This window comes from Synergistetes bacterium HGW-Synergistetes-1 (genome assembly GCA_002839185.1).
GTDB lineage: Bacteria > Synergistota > Synergistia > Synergistales > Synergistaceae > Caenicola.
Genome location: PGXO01000002.1, coordinates 171,009 through 188,567 on the forward strand (window position 1 = coordinate 171,009; position 17,559 = coordinate 188,567).

16 protein-coding genes are annotated in these 17,559 nt (G+C 48.4%); 3 read left to right on the forward strand and 13 right to left on the reverse strand.

The window, feature by feature from the left end:
• Nucleotides 1-60: 60 nt before the first annotated feature.
• From CVV54_02705 to CVV54_02735, 7 genes are all read right to left on the reverse strand, one after another.
• The gene (locus tag CVV54_02705) at nucleotides 61-2,259 is read right to left on the reverse strand and encodes a hypothetical protein (protein ID PKL05196.1); all 2,199 of its coding nucleotides are present in this window, start codon (nucleotides 2,257-2,259) and stop codon (nucleotides 61-63) included.
• On the reverse strand, nucleotides 2,169-2,972 hold the full coding sequence (locus CVV54_02710; protein ID PKL05197.1) for a hypothetical protein: 804 nt from the start codon (nucleotides 2,970-2,972) through the stop codon (nucleotides 2,169-2,171). The genes CVV54_02705 and CVV54_02710 overlap by 91 nt, the downstream gene beginning before the upstream one ends.
• A 166-nt stretch (nucleotides 2,973-3,138) precedes the next feature.
• Nucleotides 3,139-4,383, reverse strand: a complete 1,245-nt coding sequence (locus tag CVV54_02715; GenBank protein PKL05198.1) for a glycerate kinase — start codon at nucleotides 4,381-4,383, stop codon at nucleotides 3,139-3,141.
• Nucleotides 4,384-4,419: 36 nt separating this feature from the next.
• Entirely contained in the window at nucleotides 4,420-4,833 is a 414-nt protein-coding gene (locus CVV54_02720; protein ID PKL05224.1) for a hypothetical protein, read from the reverse strand.
• Between the two features lie 145 nt (nucleotides 4,834-4,978).
• Nucleotides 4,979-6,694, reverse strand: a complete 1,716-nt coding sequence (locus CVV54_02725; protein PKL05199.1) for an acetolactate synthase — start codon at nucleotides 6,692-6,694, stop codon at nucleotides 4,979-4,981.
• A gap of 21 nt (nucleotides 6,695-6,715) precedes the next feature.
• Entirely contained in the window at nucleotides 6,716-7,474 is a 759-nt protein-coding gene (locus CVV54_02730; GenBank protein ID PKL05200.1) for a hypothetical protein, read from the reverse strand.
• Nucleotides 7,475-7,702: 228 nt separating this feature from the next.
• Complete coding sequence (locus CVV54_02735) at nucleotides 7,703-8,236, reverse strand: rubrerythrin family protein (protein ID PKL05201.1); 534 nt, start codon at nucleotides 8,234-8,236, stop codon at nucleotides 7,703-7,705.
• Nucleotides 8,237-8,473: 237 nt separating this feature from the next.
• Here CVV54_02735 and CVV54_02740 point away from each other — a divergent pair, with 237 nt between their 5' ends.
• Together CVV54_02740 and CVV54_02745 are read left to right on the forward strand one after the other, a co-directional pair.
• Nucleotides 8,474-10,201: a 2-oxoacid:acceptor oxidoreductase subunit alpha gene (locus CVV54_02740; protein ID PKL05202.1), complete on the forward strand. Its 1,728-nt coding sequence runs from the start codon at nucleotides 8,474-8,476 to the stop codon at nucleotides 10,199-10,201.
• Nucleotides 10,202-10,220: 19 nt separating this feature from the next.
• Complete coding sequence (locus CVV54_02745; GenBank protein ID PKL05203.1) at nucleotides 10,221-11,072, forward strand: 2-oxoacid ferredoxin oxidoreductase; 852 nt, start codon at nucleotides 10,221-10,223, stop codon at nucleotides 11,070-11,072.
• 72 nt (nucleotides 11,073-11,144) lie between these two features.
• Here CVV54_02745 and CVV54_02750 read toward each other — a convergent pair whose 3' ends face one another.
• A complete protein-coding gene (locus CVV54_02750; GenBank protein PKL05204.1) occupies nucleotides 11,145-11,720 on the reverse strand; it encodes a pyridoxal 5'-phosphate synthase glutaminase subunit PdxT in 576 nt (191 codons plus the stop codon).
• A gap of 2 nt (nucleotides 11,721-11,722) precedes the next feature.
• Complete coding sequence (locus tag CVV54_02755; GenBank protein ID PKL05225.1) at nucleotides 11,723-12,598, reverse strand: pyridoxal 5'-phosphate synthase lyase subunit PdxS; 876 nt, start codon at nucleotides 12,596-12,598, stop codon at nucleotides 11,723-11,725.
• 120 nt (nucleotides 12,599-12,718) lie between these two features.
• Here CVV54_02755 and CVV54_02760 point away from each other — a divergent pair, with 120 nt between their 5' ends.
• Complete coding sequence (locus CVV54_02760) at nucleotides 12,719-14,089, forward strand: hypothetical protein (protein ID PKL05205.1); 1,371 nt, start codon at nucleotides 12,719-12,721, stop codon at nucleotides 14,087-14,089.
• Here CVV54_02760 and CVV54_02765 read toward each other — a convergent pair.
• The 4 genes from CVV54_02765 to CVV54_02780 all read right to left on the reverse strand — a co-directional run bounded on the left by CVV54_02765 (nucleotide 14,082) and on the right by CVV54_02780 (nucleotide 17,519).
• Nucleotides 14,082-14,993, reverse strand: a complete 912-nt coding sequence (locus CVV54_02765; protein ID PKL05206.1) for a hypothetical protein — start codon at nucleotides 14,991-14,993, stop codon at nucleotides 14,082-14,084. The two genes, CVV54_02760 and CVV54_02765, sit on opposite strands and share 8 nt — an antisense overlap.
• 86 nt (nucleotides 14,994-15,079) lie before the next feature.
• Nucleotides 15,080-15,964, reverse strand: coding sequence for an MBL fold metallo-hydrolase (locus CVV54_02770; protein PKL05207.1), 885 nt, complete (start codon nucleotides 15,962-15,964; stop codon nucleotides 15,080-15,082).
• A gap of 124 nt (nucleotides 15,965-16,088) precedes the next feature.
• The gene (locus CVV54_02775) at nucleotides 16,089-17,240 is read right to left on the reverse strand and encodes an FAD-dependent oxidoreductase (protein PKL05208.1); all 1,152 of its coding nucleotides are present in this window, start codon (nucleotides 17,238-17,240) and stop codon (nucleotides 16,089-16,091) included.
• Between the two features lie 9 nt (nucleotides 17,241-17,249).
• Nucleotides 17,250-17,519: a (2Fe-2S)-binding protein gene (locus CVV54_02780; protein PKL05209.1), complete on the reverse strand. Its 270-nt coding sequence runs from the start codon at nucleotides 17,517-17,519 to the stop codon at nucleotides 17,250-17,252.
• Between the last annotated feature and the right edge of the window lie 40 nt (nucleotides 17,520-17,559).

Sequence of the window (17,559 nt, forward strand, 5' to 3'; positions counted from 1 at the left end):
TATCAGGCGCAAAAAGAGAGCAGCTCTGTTAAAGAACCGCTCTCTTTTTGTTGGGATCTTTTATCGGTTTAGATATTTTTCTTCGAATTCGCTTAACGGCAGCGGTTTTGAATAATAATAGCCCTGAACTATCCTGCACCCGAGACTCTTAACGAAATTGACCTGTTCTTCCGTCTCTATTCCTTCAAATATGACCTGGATCGAATTATTCTTAAAAGTGTTTACCAGACTGCTTACCAGATCATGCGCCAGTTTTCCCTCAAGACCTCTCTGGACGAATGTCTTGTCGAGCTTTAGGACATCTATCTTGAGGATCTGCAGCAGCGACAGGGAAGAATACCCGGCTCCGAAATCATCGATCGACAGCCTGAACCCATATGCCGACAGTTCTCTGCCGCACGAGTTTACTACTTCGATATGCTGTGCCGCTACTGACTCAGTCAGTTCAAGCTCAAGCAGTTCCGGTGGAACCTTATGCCTTTGGGACATTATTTTCAAATATTTCGTAAAGTTGCTTCCCATAATGTCAAGATATGAAAAATTGCAGGAGATCGGGAAAACCTCTTTACCCTCATCCATCCATTTTCTCAGTATTCGGCAAGCTTCACCGAACATGTACATGTCAATCTTCGTAATAAAGCCGCTTTTTTCGAAGTAAGGGATGAAAAGATCTGGGAAAATGACCTCTCCGTCAGGCTTTACCCACCTAACCAGGGCCTCGGCCCCCACAGCCCGGCCGGTATAGCAGTCGATCTTAGGCTGGAGGTAAGGGACGAATTCTCCCTTTTTTAATGCATCCCTCATTGACGATTCAACGATCTTTTCCTTGTTTATCATGTCCAGTGTCTTTTTGTCATAGTATGCGTAGGCTGTCTTATGTTTTTGCCTGATAGTATTCTTTGCGAATCCTGCGTTATCTACGGCGGTTTGTAAAGGCATGTCGCGGTTTTCGATAAGATATACTCCTCCGTTGAATATCAAATTGTAGTTTTGGTTCCATTTGGATGAAAGGTTATCAAGTTCGCCGAAAAGAATTTTGATCCTGATATCTATCGATTTGAACTTTTCGTAGCTTAAGAGGACGATGAAATGATCTGCAGTTATCCTGGAATAGGTCTCTTTGGATTTCTCAATGCTGTTCTCCAGTATCTCAGCTACCTTTTTAAGGACTTTATCTCCCTCTTCATAGCCGAAGGAACCATTGATAAATTTGAACTCCACTATGTCGATAAAGACAACGGCAAAATTAGCTTCCGGGTGTTTTTTTATGATCACAGGCGCATCCTCCATGAAGCTATTGTAGTTCTTGTGTCCTGTGAGCGAGTCGTAATAGAGGAGTTTTTTCAGGTTCTTTTTGTCTATCGATTTAGAAGCGGTAACTATCGTCATCCCAATTACAAGCAGGACCAAAAAGATAGTAATGGCCTTTGCCAGTTCTACATGGTGCTCGTATAACATGTCGATGAATGATACCTTTCCCTTGCTGTAGCTGTGCGCGATTATAATTCCGTTTATCGTTTCTTCCGGGATCGAATTGAGAGCTTTGTTTATTATCGATACCAGTATCGGGTCGCATCTTTTTGAAATGCCGAAAGCCACCTGTTCACTTAGTCCGCCGTAATTGATCGTGTATAAATTACGGTAGCTGGGTAAGCTTATAAGATAGTTGGCAACGTATGAATTGGCAAAAGTCGCCGAGACTTTACTATGGGCAAGGGCGTGAAAACAATCTTCCTGTGACTTTAGGTATACGATATCGTCAAATTTATGGAAAGATTCAACTACTTCAGAGATGAAATAATTTTTTGGCAGTGCGACTCTTTCCCCTGTGTAGACGTTCCCTCTATTCATTACCATTACGATCGGGGCGATTAGGAAAGGCCGGGTCACTCTGAAATTGTTTTTTGCCCCCCAAACGAAGCTCCTGTTGACTCCCGTAAGTATGTCTACCTCTCCTTCACGGATTCTTCTCAGGGCTTCCTCCCAGGTGGGTGAATGGCTTATCTCCATCTTTAACCCGGTGTATTCTTTAACGAGCTTAAGTATTTCAGCGTTGATCCCCGCCATTTGTTTTTTTTCTTTGTCATAATATTCAAAGGGGCGCCATATAGGGTCATAGGATACTACAAGCGCAGGGGATCTTTCGATAAATTCTTTTTCCTTCATTGTCAAAAGGGATTCCCAGGCGAGGTTAGTGCCATAGTGTTTTTTGAAAAGCTCGTTTTTGAAGGTGGGGGCCAGCAGGAGTATATTCTGCATTGCGTTGTCGATCTTTGAGAGGAGTTCTTTGTTTCCCTTGGCACTGCGAAATAGAAGGGCTCTTCCGGGAATACCTTTATTATTTTAAAAACAGGAGGGATATTGTTTCCGGAAACAAGGGCCCCGTCTACAGAACCCTTCATCAATGCCTCAATGAGCAACTCATTCTTGTCAAAGTCAATATATGTCGCCTTTATTCCGTCGTCGCTTATTGATCTTTCCAGCATCTGGATATGTTTTTGGGGGGCAAATCTTCCGATTCGTTTACCGTTGAAGGATCTGAGGTCGTCCGTGGCAAGGCCCTGATTTTTATTAAGGATGTAGAGGCCAACCCGGCATACCCCTGCTTCCTTTGTTGAATAGTCAACTAATCTTTCAATGTCTTCATTGCAGTGGACATGGCTCAGCAAATCTACCCGGCTGTTCCGCAGGGATTCTATAGAATTTTTTACTGTTACCGGAACGAACTCCAGTTCCCAGTTGTAATATTGCGCTATCTCATGTAGGTAATCGTAACTGTAGCCATGTTCGCCGTTTTTCTGGGCTACATGTGAAGATATTTCATGAGTGAGGTATCCTACCCTGATCAACTCAGGCGGAGCAGTATTGGCGAGGACAGGTAAAGGCGCGCAAAATAACATGGCCTGAAAGGCAATTGCTCCAAGCACTGTCAGGATAAAACTATTTATATGGCGTTTAGGTTTTACAGGCATATCGGCACCTTCCCTTATCCAGGATATAATGGAAAGGCAAAACTGCTGCTTTCTGCATACTGCTATCGATTTGCTAAAATATGTCCTAGATTATAAGGGTTTTCAACGGATAATCAAAGCAGGAATATATAGTAATAATTAGTTTAAAAATGGAAATGACGGATGGCTAAAGGTTCTCTCCGAGGGCGATCACAAGATCATTTACGTTCGTACCGGTCGGGCCTGTTTTAAATAATGACCCTGATATACTTAAGGCGTTGTACGAGTCATTGTCCTCAAGCATCTCCATCGGTTCGCGGCCGGCAGCGCTGATCTTTTTCCAGGTAAGGCCGTCCACTATACCTCCGGCAGCATCGGTCGGGCCGTCTGTGCCATCAGACCCTGCTGACAGGATGACAATGTTTTTAGATCCCGATAACTTCTCTGCCGCGGCAAGCGCAAGCTCCTGGCTCCTTCCGCCATTACCGCTTCCCTTTACCTTTACGGTTGTCTCTCCTCCCCAGATGAGGCATCTTTTAGCCTTGCCTGAGCCGGGGCTGTTCATTTCTCCCTTAGAGTGTTCTGCTACCGCAGCTCCTGTAAGTCTTGCTTCTCCTTCCAGGCTCTCTGTCACGATCTTTGAGATATAGCCTCTCTTTTCTGCCGCCTTTTTCGCTGCCCGGCATAACCCCGCAATGTTACCGGCGATCTCGAATGAGACATTGTCCAGAGATTTGGGAGTTTCTGACCTGATAGCAGACTCAAGGTTCGTGGAGAGAGGGATTCCATACTTCATGAGAATCGACAGCGCCTCCTGTGAGGAAGAAGGATCAGGTGCGGCAGGTCCGGATGCTATCATGTCAAGTTTATCCCCCAGGACATCGGAGAGTGTGATCTGGAATATTTCAGCCGGCATGCAGTGGTTCGCGAACCTTCCGCCCTTTATTGAAGAAAGATGTTTCCTGACCGTATTAAGTTCACAGATATCAGCTCCACCGAGGAGGAGCCTGGATGTTACATCTGAGAGGGATCTTAGTGAGAGTCCCGGTGCGGGTTTTTCAAAAAGAGCCGAGCCTCCTCCCGAAACAAGAAAAAGAATGGTTTGGTACCTTCCTGCTTTTCGTGTGATCTCAAGTATCCTCTCGGTCGCTTTCAATGTGTTGCTGTCAGGGAGCGGGTGTCCTGCTTCAAATATCTCTATCCCGGAAAGGGGGCCTCCTGAATGTCTGTATTTTGTAACGATGGCCCCGCAGACTATCCTTTCTTTCAGCTCTTCAGAGGCTGCTTTTGCCATTGTCCAGGAAGCCTTGCCTATCCCTATCAGGATAATATTATCCCTGAGGCGGGCGTTGGCGAGGGATCTTTTCACTGCCCTGCCGGGAAGCATCTCAAACAATGCCTCCCTGAATATTTCAGCTGCGTCCCTTCGCATCCGCCCAAGCATCAAATTTTCACAAGGTACCTTTTGTTAGAGCTTCACGTCAATAATAGCTGTGACTCCCACTCCCTGGACCCGTTTGAACTGCTTGAGGGGATTTTCGGAGTCGATCGGTATCAGCGCCTGGGCCCTGATCCTGTTAAATTCGCCTTCCAGCTGACCAACAGCTTTTACCCTGTCAACTGCAGCCTTTGTAACTCCGCCGACCTGTGCCGCCCCGATCCTTGTCCCGTTTCCTATGGATACTATTGGGACCACTTTCGTATACCCGTTAAACTTTACTCCCTTGTTGAAGGTGAGCGTGTTAATGAAATCATTCAGCTGGGGGCCTATAGCTTTCACAAGGGCTCCACCGCCAAATATGAGCGCCCCTTCTTTCAGTATGTCTCCAATGCTCGCATAAGCCAGTGGGGCTGCGAAAAACATTGAGCAAACGATAAGCATTGCTGCAACAGTCTTTTTGATCTTCAAAAGAAGCACCTTCCTTTCATGATGAGCAAATATTAAGTGTTTGACGGGAGTTCTGCATCAGCCTTTTAAAGGATTAGGGCATGATAACAGGGATCGATGTGTCAGACTTTCAGAGAGATCAATAACAGCATGGGATGTCATTTTTCTTTGCGCTCTCTGTCCATCTGGGGACAGGAGGTACGATCTCTGTTTCATCAGGAACGGGTACTTCTATGAGTACCGGTCCATTGTAGTTTATGGCTTCGCTCAATACTGAAGTTATATCATTCGGATCGTCTATCTTATATGACTTAACTCCGAAAGCCGTCGCCACTCCTGCGTAGTCGACCGATCCAAAGTTTGTCGCGAAGAAATCTGAATGATATACGTGCTGAGTTTCTCCCTTGATCCAGCCGAATACGTTATTACGGAATACTATCATCTTTATGTTCAGGCCAAGCCTTGAGTATGTTTCCAGCTCACCGCAGCTGAAGTGAAAACTGCCGTCTCCTCCCATGGCAAATACCGTACTGTCCGGATGTGCCGCAGCGACCCCGACTGCCGCCGGCAGAGAATATCCAAGCGCTCCGTTGGAATAGTTTGATATAAACATGCGTCCCTGCCGTTTCTGGACAAGGAATGCGGCAGAGAAGATACTTGCCATTGACGGTTCAACGACCACAAAACTTTTTTCGGGCAGCAGCGCTTCGAGTTCCTTCACGAAACGTATAGGATGGACAGGCGTGTCAGGACATGTACATGGTTCTTTTGTTGATCTGTCCAGCTCAGCCATGGCGGCCCTGATCTCAGATGCATTTTCTGAGCTGCTTTTAATGCCGTACTCTCTTATTTTTTCTGCCATGTATCCCAGGGTCGCCTTCGCATCACCGACAAGGACTGCCTCTGTCGGGTAATTGTTTGCAGCATCTACCCCGTCTATGTTAAGGCTGATTATCTTTGGTCCTCCGACATTTGGGGGAAGCTTCCATCCATCAGTTCCTGCTGAATCGGTATTGGAGCCAATAAAGAAAACCAGGTCAGCTGTCTGGAGGAATCTGTTTGACCAGCTTGTGCCTCCCCTTGCTCCTATCAGCCGGATGGAGAGAGGATGGATTTCGGAAACGGTACCCTTGCCGGTCATAGTACAGCCTACCGGAATATTGAACTCTTCTGCCAGGGCAATAACTTCATCGCCAGCATCAGACGCAAGGGCGCCCTGCCCGCATACTATGACAGGCCGTTTCGCAGCAGCCAGCATGGCGATGGCTTTGTCTGTCTCCCTGAAATCGGCGACAGGCCGCTGATATGGCCATCTTGCCATGCAGGGATCCGGATAGAGATCGTTTACCTCTGCCTCTTCTTCGTATACATCCATTGGGATCCTCATGTGCACGGCTCCCGGCCTTCCGCTTACAGCAACTCTGAAAGCCCTTCGTATCAGGAATGGCAGATCCTTTGCCTTTGTCGCAAGGATGCTTTCTTTTGTTATTGCGCTGTAAAGTCTGTTCTGGTCAAACCCTGAGAGCATGTTTCTTTTATCGCTGTTGTAAGGCACGTCGGAAGTAAAACAAACAGTTGGAACAGATCCGGTAAATGATTCGATCACTCCCGGAACAGGATGCCCTCCACCCGGACTTGGAGCCTCGCTTACTCCCACCTTGCCTGTTACTTTTGCGTAAGCTTCTGCCATGAAGGCTGCTGACCGTTCATCATGAGTCAGTATGTGGGTAATATCCGGACATTTGAGCCATTCTTTGTAAAAACGAAGTGTAGTCTCTCCAGGAAGACCAAAAACGTGTTTGATCTCGTGGAGTCTGAGCATTTGAAGAACTATCCGGGCTCCTGTCATTTTCATATTGATCCCTTCCTTCCTATCTTATTTCTTATATAAAGCCGAAAAGTTTCCGGCACTCTCGATGACGTCTGTAAGGTGGGCCTCCATCAGGTCTGCGGCCTGTTTTGGATCTCTTTCCTTAATAGCTGTCAGGATTTTTTCATGAGGTACATTGAGCGGAGTATCGGAGATCCTGAATGTCTCTATGAAGAAATTCTGCCATTCGACCGAAAGCCCGATAAATTCATACATAATTTTCAGCAGGGGCACACGGGCTATCTTTATGATCTCCTGATGGAATTCAGCAGATATGTCCGCGTAATAGCTCTTTCTTTTCATTTCTCTGTATTGCTGCTCAATTATCTTTTCCAACCTCGTAATATCCCCTGGGGTAGCTTTTCGGGCTGCATGTAATGCTGCCTCGCGTTCGATGGCCTTTCTGACCGTAAGGATATCCGTCACCGAATGTCCTGTTAAGTTTCCCGAGTTTTTCAGGAGTATCTCCAAGGTCTCTGCTGTATGTCTGGCATTCCTCAATGCGGACAGTTTCTTTGTCCCCTCATTGGTAGTAACGTGGCCTTGAAAGCCCACTTTTGTCAGTAAGCCTCTCTCCCGCAAAGACCTTAATACTCTTCCTGCCCCTGCCTCGCTGATGCATATTCCCTTTTCTCTCAGCATTACAGAGATGGAACCGGCTCCAACAGGAACATTTGTGGCCCGTGCAGCTTCAAGGACCATCATGTTGATCAGATCCTCATCATGTGAACGCACTTTATAGACACCTCCGAAAACATAGAACATAATTTTGTTGCTGAGCTGCTCATCAACTCTGAGCAGCTGCCGGATGGATTATATAGAATTTTCACGGAGAATGCAATTATTAGTTGCGAGGCGATCGGCATCTTCCACCCCTTTGATGTCCTTTTTCCCTGTTGATATTCTTACAAAGATAAAGGGAAGGAGATGCCCTCGCATTCCTTCCCTTTATTGACTCTTATTTTCGGGAAGAGTCCGTCAGTATTTTTTATATTACCAGTTTTTGGCCTGGATCTCAAAATGTGCCTGCTGGTGATCGCAGACAGGGCATTTTTGGGGAGCTTCTTTGCATTCGAATATCGCTCCGCAGTTGCGGCACTTCCAGAAGACTTTTCCGTCCTTCAGGAATACGTGCCCTTCTTCAATGTTCTTCGCAAAATCCTTATAACGTTTTTCATGTTCTGCTTCGACTTTTGCTATATTCCTGAACATCTCAGCAAGTTCCCTGAAGCCCTCTTCTTCTGCTTCCTTTGCCATTCGAGGATACATGTCGTTCCACTCGTAGTTTTCACCTTCAGCTGCCGCCTTGAGGTTATCTGAGGTCGATCCTATTCCTGAAAGTGCCTTGAAGTGGAGCTTAGCGTGTTCTTTCTCGTTGTCGGCTGTCTCGAGGAAGATGGCTGCTATTTGTTCATATCCTTCCTTTTTCGCAACTGATGCAAAATAGGTGTATTTGTTGCGTGCCATCGACTCTCCTGCAAAAGCTTCCCACAGGTTTTTTTCCGTTTTGCTTCCTTTAAGTTCCATATGTGACGCCCCCATGCCTTATAATTTTTATTGCCATAGATATTTTATAACTATTATATTTAATGTCAAAATATGTAAGCTATTTTGCCGATAAGTCACTTGAAGACTGAAAGTTATGAATGTATACTCTTAAAACCGTTCAAAAAATTACCTAATTTAAAAGCGAAAATGCAGACCAATTTTAGAAAACATTGATGTTTTTGTATGATTTAAAGTATCAGCCAAGGAGGGAACAATATGGACAATATCCATTCGTCTGAGTCTGAGGTGACAATTTCTTTTTGCGCTGCTGCAGGACTGGGTCTTCAGACAGCTGAAGACCTGGCGAGGCAGATGCTCTCAAAAGCCGGTTATTATGTATTCTCCACCCGGGAATACATGTCAAGGGTAAGAGGTGGGAATAATTCTACACAGATAAGAGTTTCCACCAAACCGGTAAGAGCTTATGTAGACAATATCGACTGGCTTTTCGCGCTTTCTCCGGAGCTAAGGTCCAACATAACAGAAAAAATTTCTGAAAAAACAAAAATACTGGGTGACGCGTCTGCAATGGAAGGTGAGATATCTTCCCTTGGAAGAAAAATGATAGACCTCGACCTTGCGAAAAGGGCTGCCGATCTCGGGAGCCCGAAATTCTCCTCGATGATAGTTGCCGGGTTCATAGCAGGCATCTTTATGCTGGAAGAGAATGCCGCAGATGAACTGATCGAAAAGCGTTTCTCCGACGCAGATCTCTCAGAGAAAAATAAAATGGCATTCAGGACCGGACATCAGCTTGGAAAGGACAACGTCGGAGGCAAAGCTGTACTGACGGCACCGGATAAACCGGCCGGAGATGAAATATTCCTTGACGGAAACAGTGCTGTTGCCCTTGGATCGGCTTCTGCCGGCTGCAATTACATAACGGCATACCCGATGTCTCCCGGAACAGGTGTCTTTTCATATTTTGCGAAAAACGCAAAACTGCTGGGGAGCGTAGTCGAGCAGGTCGAGGATGAGATATCTGCTATAAATATGGTCGTAGGGGCTGCCTATGCGGGAGCAAGGTCAATGACCACAACTTCAGGGGGCGGATTTGTGCTTATGTGCGAGGGGATCAGCCTGGCCGGAATAACCGAGACGCCTGTAGTGGTCCACCTTGCCCAGAGACCGGGTCCTGCCACGGGACTTGCTACGAGGACGGAGCAGGCAGACCTTGAACTTGCTCTTCATGCGGGGCATGGAGAGTTTCCAAAAGCACTTTACGCGCCTGTGAACGTTGAAAGCGCATTCAGGCTCGCAGGCCGGGCCTTCCATACGGCACACAAATATCAGGTGCAGTCCATCATACTGACTGACCAGTACCTCCTTGACAGCGGGTACGACGTTATCAGGCCCGACCCGTCATCCATACCTGCACCTCTGCATCCGGCCAAAACAGAGAATGGTTACAAAAGATACGCTTTTCCGAAGAAGGGTGAATATGTTTCCCCCTTCGGGGTCCCGGGATACGGAGAAGGATTTGTTTCCTTCGACAGCCATGAGCATACCGAAGATGCCCATATAACAGAGGACAGGTCTCTCAGGAAAGCAATGGTGGAAAAGAGACTGAAAAAACTTGAAGCATTGACCGAAGAAGCTATTCCGCCAATCGTTATAGGTCCCGAAAAGTATGACACCGCGGTCATCTGCTGGGGATCTGTATTCGAGCCTCTGAAAGAAGCCATGGAGATGCTTGGCTGCAAAAACGCGGCGCTTATAGCTTGTGAGCAGGTCTATCCGCTTTCGGAGGAATTCCGGAAGATCATTTCATCGCCCTGCAGGAAGATATTTGTTGAGGGAAACGCCACAGGACAGTTCTCAAGGGTGGTGCGCTCCCTTACGGGAACAGGCGCGGATGAAACGATACTTAAATACAACGGTTTCCAGTTCACCGTTGAAGAGCTGGCCGAGGAACTTGACAAGCTCCTGAGCGTAAGATCATAGGGAAAGGGGACTGCTGACAATGATCAAGACAGCATTCGATTACACAGGCGAGATATCCTGGTGCCCGGGATGCGGGGATTATAAGATTCTTGAGTCCCTGAAGATGGCGCTCAGCGAGCTGGGGCTGGACCCCGCAGAGGTAGTGATAGCGTCCGGCATAGGGCAGGCTGCCAAGATGCCTCATTATTTGAAATGCCACTGCGTCAACGGTCTCCACGGCAGGTCTCTCCCCCTTGCTGCGGGCATAAAGGCCTCTAACAGGAGCCTTACTGTTATAGCTGTTGGCGGGGACGGCGACATGTATGGAGAGGGCGGGAACCACTTCATGCATGCCATAAGGAGAAACCCTGACATCACCAATATCGTGTGCAACAACATGATATACGGGCTTACAAAGGGACAGGGATCGCCGACGACCGCGATAGGAATGAAGACCTCGACCCAGCCCTTCGGGGTTACTAGCAAGCCGCTGAATCCGTTGCTTCTCGCTCTCTCGTGCGGGGCGACATTCGTGGCCCGTGCTTCGGCCGCTGATGCAGAGAAAACAAAGGATATCATTGTAAAGGCGATACAGCACAAGGGCTATGCTCTGGTAGACATATTCCAGCCATGTGTCTCGTTCAACAAGGTCAACACCTGGCAGTGGCTCTCTAAGAGTACAAAGTGGCTTGACGAAGAGAGGGATGCGTCAGACAAGCTTGAGGCGATGAGACTTTCAATGGAGACAGACCCATATCCGCTGGGCATTATTTACAAGAGTGAAACCGAAAAGACCTTCGAGGAAAATCAGGCTCCCTATGAAGCAGGGGACGATACTCCGTTATACGCGAGGACGCCTGCCCTTGAAAACATAAGGAAGCTTCTGGCCTGATCTCAGGGATGAAGGCAGCAAATGAACAAAGGCCGGGCTATAGCAGCCCGGCTTGATTTTTCTAACGATTTTTTACTGCATCATCGAAAGGAAGTAGTAATGGACTGTCAGATCATCGGTGATCTCGGGATGGAAAGAGGTAACAAGCATGTTTGCCTCCCTGGCGGCAGTTATCACTCCATTGTCAGAGGAAAGTATCATGACATCTTTTCCCACTGACGAAATGTAGGGGGCCCTGATGAAATACATCGGGATCTTCCCCATGCCTCCAAAATCGCCCGTTGTCATGAAACTCCCCAGCTGTCTTCCGTAGGCATTCCGTTTTACGGTGATATCCATGACTGCAAAATGTTTTCTGTCGTCGTTCTCTATTCTTTTAGCCAGAAGCACCATTCCGGCGCATGTACCATAAACAGGGAGCCCTCCCTTTATCATCGGCAGGATCATATCGAAAAGCCCCGATTCCCGAAGCAGTTTTCCCTGAGCAGTGCTCTCTCCTCCGGGGAAAATCAGCCCATCGATATTAGGGGAAAGATCTGAGGGAGACCGTATCTCCTTTACGGATACCCCAAGCTTACCAAGAGCTGAACAGTGTTCCTCAAAAGCTCCCTGGACAGCCACGACCCCTACGGTGAAGATCCTGTTCATCCTTATTTTCCGCGTTCTGCCATCAGTACGGCGATCTCACTTTCGTTGATGCCGACCATCGCCTCGCCAAGATCCTCTGAGACATCTGCAAGGACTTTGGGATCCATGTAGTTTGTGACTGCCTTGACTATAGCAGCCGCGCGCCTTTTCGGATCACCTGATTTGAATATCCCGCTCCCGACGAAAACGCCCTCAGCCCCAAGCTGCATCATAAGCGATGCATCCGCGGGAGTCGCTACTCCGCCCGCCGCGAAGTTTACGACAGGGAGCCTGCCCTCTTCATGAACGGAGAGGAGGAGTTCATAGGGGACCTGCAATTCTTTGGCAGCCTCAAAGATCTCATCTTTCCTCATTGACCTGACTCTTGATATCTCTGCATTCATAGCTCTAAGGTGGCGTACTGCCTGGATAACATCACCGGTGCCGGGTTCGCCCTTGGTCCTTATCATGGTCGCTCCTTCGGCTATGCGGCGGAGAGCTTCTCCCAGGTTTCTCGCTCCGCAGACGAACGGAACTTTGAACATCGTCTTGTCGATGTGGTAAATGTCATCTGCTGGGCTTAGGACTTCGCTCTCGTCGATGTAATCTATCTCGATGGCTTCGAGGATCTGGGCTTCGACGAAGTGGCCGATGCGGCACTTGGCCATTACAGGTATAGATACGGCGGCCTGGATGTTCTTTATCATTTTGGGGTCGCTCATTCTCGATATTCCTCCCGCCTGCCTGATATCGGCAGGTATCCTTTCAAGGGCCATAACAGCGCAGGCTCCGGCCTCCTCAGCTATGCGCGCCTGTTCCGGTGTGGTCACGTCCATTATTACTCCGCCCTTGAGCATTTTTGCGAGATCTCTATTAAGTTTCACCTGTTCACTGATGATCATTATGATCATTCCTCCTTGTAGTTTATTAAAAAGCGTATTATATTTATAAGTGTCAATTGTCATTTCCACAATGGACAGATTTTGGCATTTTAAACATGACAGATTGGAGCGCATAAAGTGATATATGATTTCATCGTAATTGACCCTGATTCTCATGTCCCTCTATGGATGCAGATCTACCATGGAATGACTGAAGCGCTTGAGAGGCAGATGATAGAGCCTTCAGACAGGCTTCCTTCTATCCGTGACTTGTCGGAAGGTCTGGGAATAAGCCGTTCCCCTGTGGAAAACGCATATGTTCACCTGCAGCTGGATGGCTTCATAGAAAGCAGGCCCAAAAGCGGATATTTTGCACTCAAAAGGCCCAAGGAGCCGAAGGGCGAGCCGAGCCTTAAGCCGGAATTATCGAAGTATTCAGTCCTTTACGACCTGACCAGCACCGGAATAGATTCAAAGACGGCCGATATCCCGGTATGGAGAAAACACCTGCGTGCTGCCCTGAACATGCAGGACAAGATAATCTCCGGAGGAGACCCCCAGGGTGAGTCCGAGCTGAGGGATGCCCTGGTCAGATACTGCTTTGAGGCACGCAAAGTAAAAGCATCCGCAGACCGTATAGTTATATCGTCAGGAACGCAGCAGCTGCTTACAGAACTGTGCAGGATGATGGGAAAGGTCGGGACGGTGGCTATAGAGCGCCCGGGATATGCTCAGGGGGAGCGTATTTTTCGTGATTTTGGCTGGAAGGTCGAGTACGTTGGCAACGCGGGTGAATTGCCCGGCAAAGAACTGAGCGGGCAAAAGTACGCTCTCTTTGCTGACATTACATCCAACAGACCGCAGATGTCTCTATCAAAAATATCAAAAAGACGAAAAGACCTGATCGATTGGGCCGAGGAGAATGATTCTTATATACTGGAGGATGACTATAACGGCGAGCTTCGCTATCTTTCAAGATCAGTACCCTCACTCCAGGGTGCCTGCCCTGAGAGGGTGATATACATTGGCAGCTTCTCCAGGCTTCTTCTTCCTTCCGTTCGAATAGCCTACATGGTAGTTCCCCATGATCTTGCGGAGACTGCGAGGATAAAAAGCTCGCTTTATGATCAGACATCCAGCAAGATAGAGCAGCTTGCCCTTGCAGAGTACATCAGGGATGGGCATCTGGAACGCCATATCAGGAGGAGCAGAAAGACATATCAGGTAAAAAGCAAAGAAATGCTCAGGGCACTTAACGAGGTTTTTAAGGATAAGGCTGAGTGCAGGCTTCTGGAAACGTCACTCTGTGCAGCTGTGACTATCAAAACAAATACAGACGAAAGGGCCCTTTTCGGATCAGCCTCATCAGGAGGGATAATGGTAGACCAGCTCTTTTGCTCGTCCGAAGGGCGTTACACCGCTAATCTGTCTTTTGCCGGGATACCCCTGGAAAAGATCAGCCCGGCGATCACGGCACTCGGCTCAGCCTGGCATCAATATATCAGGTGAGCTGCTTGCCCTTGGCCTCGATATTATCGTATCTTTTTCTTATAGCCGGGACAGCCTCTACAGTAATTACACCGGCGAGTATCATGGCTGAGGCCATAAATATCCTGAAGGTCATGGGTTCGCCGATGAATATCACCCCGGCGACAGAGCCGAAGACTCCTGAAGTGGAGAGGAGTATGGCCACATGTGTGGCATTCGTATATTTTTGAGCGACAGTTTGTATGACAAGAGTCAGTGCGAAACCTATGGTGCCCGTATGTATCAGAGCGAGCCATGCCTTGGGAGGGATATTTGCGGGAAAGGGCTCGAATATCGCTGCGGCAGCGACAGCGAGAAGCATTCCCCCGAAAGCCTGCCAGCACGTCAGCGCGTACGGGTCAGCTCCTTTGACGTACTTCTGGACAAGGAGTATGTATATTGTAACAAAAACGCATGAAGCAAAGCTGAGCAGGTCCCCAAGATTGACCGAAAGATTCACGTCAAGCATAAGGCCGACCATACCGGCCGTACATAAGAGTACCGACAGCACTACATGCCAGCCGGGGAATTTTTTTGTAATGATCCAAACAGAGAGCGGGACAAGCACAACAGACATTGAAATTATGAAGGACTGGTTGCCTGCCGTTGTGTATAGGAGGCCAATGGCGCCGCACAGGTAGGCGCATATGAAAACCATCCCTACGAGCGTACTCTTAAGGCGTGTATCTTTTGGAAGGAGGAAGGCCTTTTTCCCGAAAAAGATCATGACCGTTGCCCAGGCAATTGCGAAACGGAGCCCGCAGAACCAAAGAGGGGTGATTCCGTCAAGGGCATCTCTTATCACAACGTTTGTTGTTCCCCAAATTAAGGCGACGAATAGTATGCCCAGATCGCCGAGCAGCATATAAAACCGGTTCCTGTCCACGAAATGCCTCCTAACCGATACACACGGCACCTATTCTAAACCTATATTGGAAAAAAGCCATAGGATAAAAATCCGATCGGGCGAGTTTAAGACCTGCTTTTTAATGAGAGTGTCCCTTCGCTGAAAGAACAGAGAATCTCACCTGAATCGATAAGAGGTGAGAGCAGTGCTGCAACAGTGCTCTGTATAAGGACATACTGAGACAGATTCATGTCAAGTCCATGCCTTTGAGCGAGCTTCCCGACTATTCCATCTCTTGTAGAAGGCTCTGAACATATTTCAAGTATCTCATCCCTAAGGGCGTTCAGGCATCTTCTGTTGGCGTCTGTGACAGGAACGATGTCTTCACATATGTCTCCGTGTGAAGGGACAAAATAGTCCGCTTTGAAGCTATCGAGCATGTCAAATGTTTCCATGGCACTGCAGTAGTCCGCGGTGAAGGGGATGCCGTACTTGTTGAGTATCCTTTCGGATATGACCGAATCTGCAGTAAAGAGGACATCGTCAGGAGTCAAAACCCCGATCTGCCCGTGCGCATGCCCCGGAAGATTTACTATCACAAGCCCCCATCCCTCGATGGCGGTATCGGGCCTCAGCAGAAGGGTCACATTCGAGGGTTCAGCCTGAAGGAATTTATTGGATATTGCCTTTGGAGCTCTCCCTGACCACAGTATCTGTGGTTCCATCTCCGGCATATCGATGAAGGGGGCTTCCTTGGCAGAAGCTGCGATCCCGCATTCCGTCCTCTTTTGTATAAAGGCATTGCCGCCAACATGGTCAGCGTGAAAATGGGTGTTTATTATAAGTTTTATCTTCCAGTTTTTTTCTTCTGCAAGCCTGAGGATCTTCCTGCCCGACGAAGAGTCGTTCCCGCTGTCAATGAGCACGGCCTCTCCGTTGATCACGTATGCTCCGATGTTGACGGGGCCGCAGGCAACCCATGTGTTCCCTTTTATATTGGTAAATTCCATGATCGCTCACCTCAGCTTTAATTATAGAACATTGACAAGGCTGATTTATATATAATTTGAGGACAGAATAAATAAAAAGGACGGGTCAAACGACCCGCCCTGATAAGACTTTTTTTGATCCTTCTTAGACTACGTTCGGTTCTACTATGCGTTCTCCGCGTTCGAATCTGCGGTAATCCATTATCGTTGGGTCGATCGGCGGTTTGTCGCCGTTGAGAAGAGCTGTCATTATCTGGCCGGCCACAGGGCCAAGCATGAAACCGTGTCCCGAGAAGCCTGTCGCATGCCAGAAACCTTTGACGTCGGTCTCTCCAAGGATAGGAGCCGCGTCGGGGGTCATGTCGTAATATCCCGCCCACTGGCGTACTACACGGATGTCCTTCGCTCTGGGAAGCAACTTGATCAGAGTCTTTGCGATGCTTGCAACTGAGTGAGCCGTTGAGGTGTATCCGAGCAGGGGTTCATGTGCGGGGCTTTCGCCTGCAATGATCGATCCGTGGGGACGCTGCTGGATGTAATAGTTGCCGCTGAAGCTCATCAGCATTGGAGGGCACACGCCGGGATCTACGGGCTCTGTGATGAGGATCTCGTGACGCTCTGCCCAGTTGGGGAGCTTGATGCCCGCCATCTTGGCGATGTCCTGTGCCCATGAGCCTGCACAGTTGATGACCTGTCCGCATTCGATGGTGCCGCGGCTCGTCTCTACTGCTTTGATATTTCCGGATTCGACTTTAAGGCCCTTAACTTCAGTAAATTTGTAAAATTTTGCTCCGTGGCGCTTTGCCGCTTCCTGAAAGGCGAATGTGGTCAGGAACGGGTCTGCATGTCCGTCTCTCTGATAGAAGGTGAATCCCAGTGCGTCGTCTACCGCTACGCCGGGACAAATCTCCTGTGCTCTTTTAACATCAGTGAATATTTCAGTTTTGATCCCGAGGCTGTGCTGAAGCTCCACGTTCTTCTTGAACTGTGCCCATTCTTTATCTTTGTATGCGACAAGAAGGTATCCGCCCTGGTTGAGGCCTGTGGGCAGTCCAAGCTCTTCATCAAGCTGCTCGAATGTGTCGAGGCATGCGAGGGCCATACGGCAGTTGAGTTCAAGTCCCCACTGTGCACGTATACCGGCTCCGCAGCGGCCCGTTGAACCTGAGCATACGGTGTTTTTCTCTATCAGGACAACGTTCTTTCTTCCTGATTTTGCAAGGTAATATGCAGTAGCTGTTCCGACTACTCCTCCGCCAATTATTACTACATCAGCTGTTTTCGGAAAATCCATCATACGCACCTCCTACTCGTCCTCGGCAAGAAGGCCGAGCTTTATTGGTTTCACCGGAGGCCTGATGGTTCCGGGGTCAAGTTCTGATATCGGTTTGCCTGTTGCCTTGGAGAGCTCGCGAAGGATTATGTCGCGGCAGCCTCTGCCCTGGCAGGGTCCCATGCCTACGCGGAGTTCTCTTTTGAGTTCGTCAAAAGTGTCGTATCCGCGCGCGATCCATTCACGGATCTCGTCGATCTCTATCTCTTCACAGCGACAGATGACATTCTTTTTCTCTGTCATGGCTAGCACACCACCTTGATGGCGCGGATCTCTCCGACCA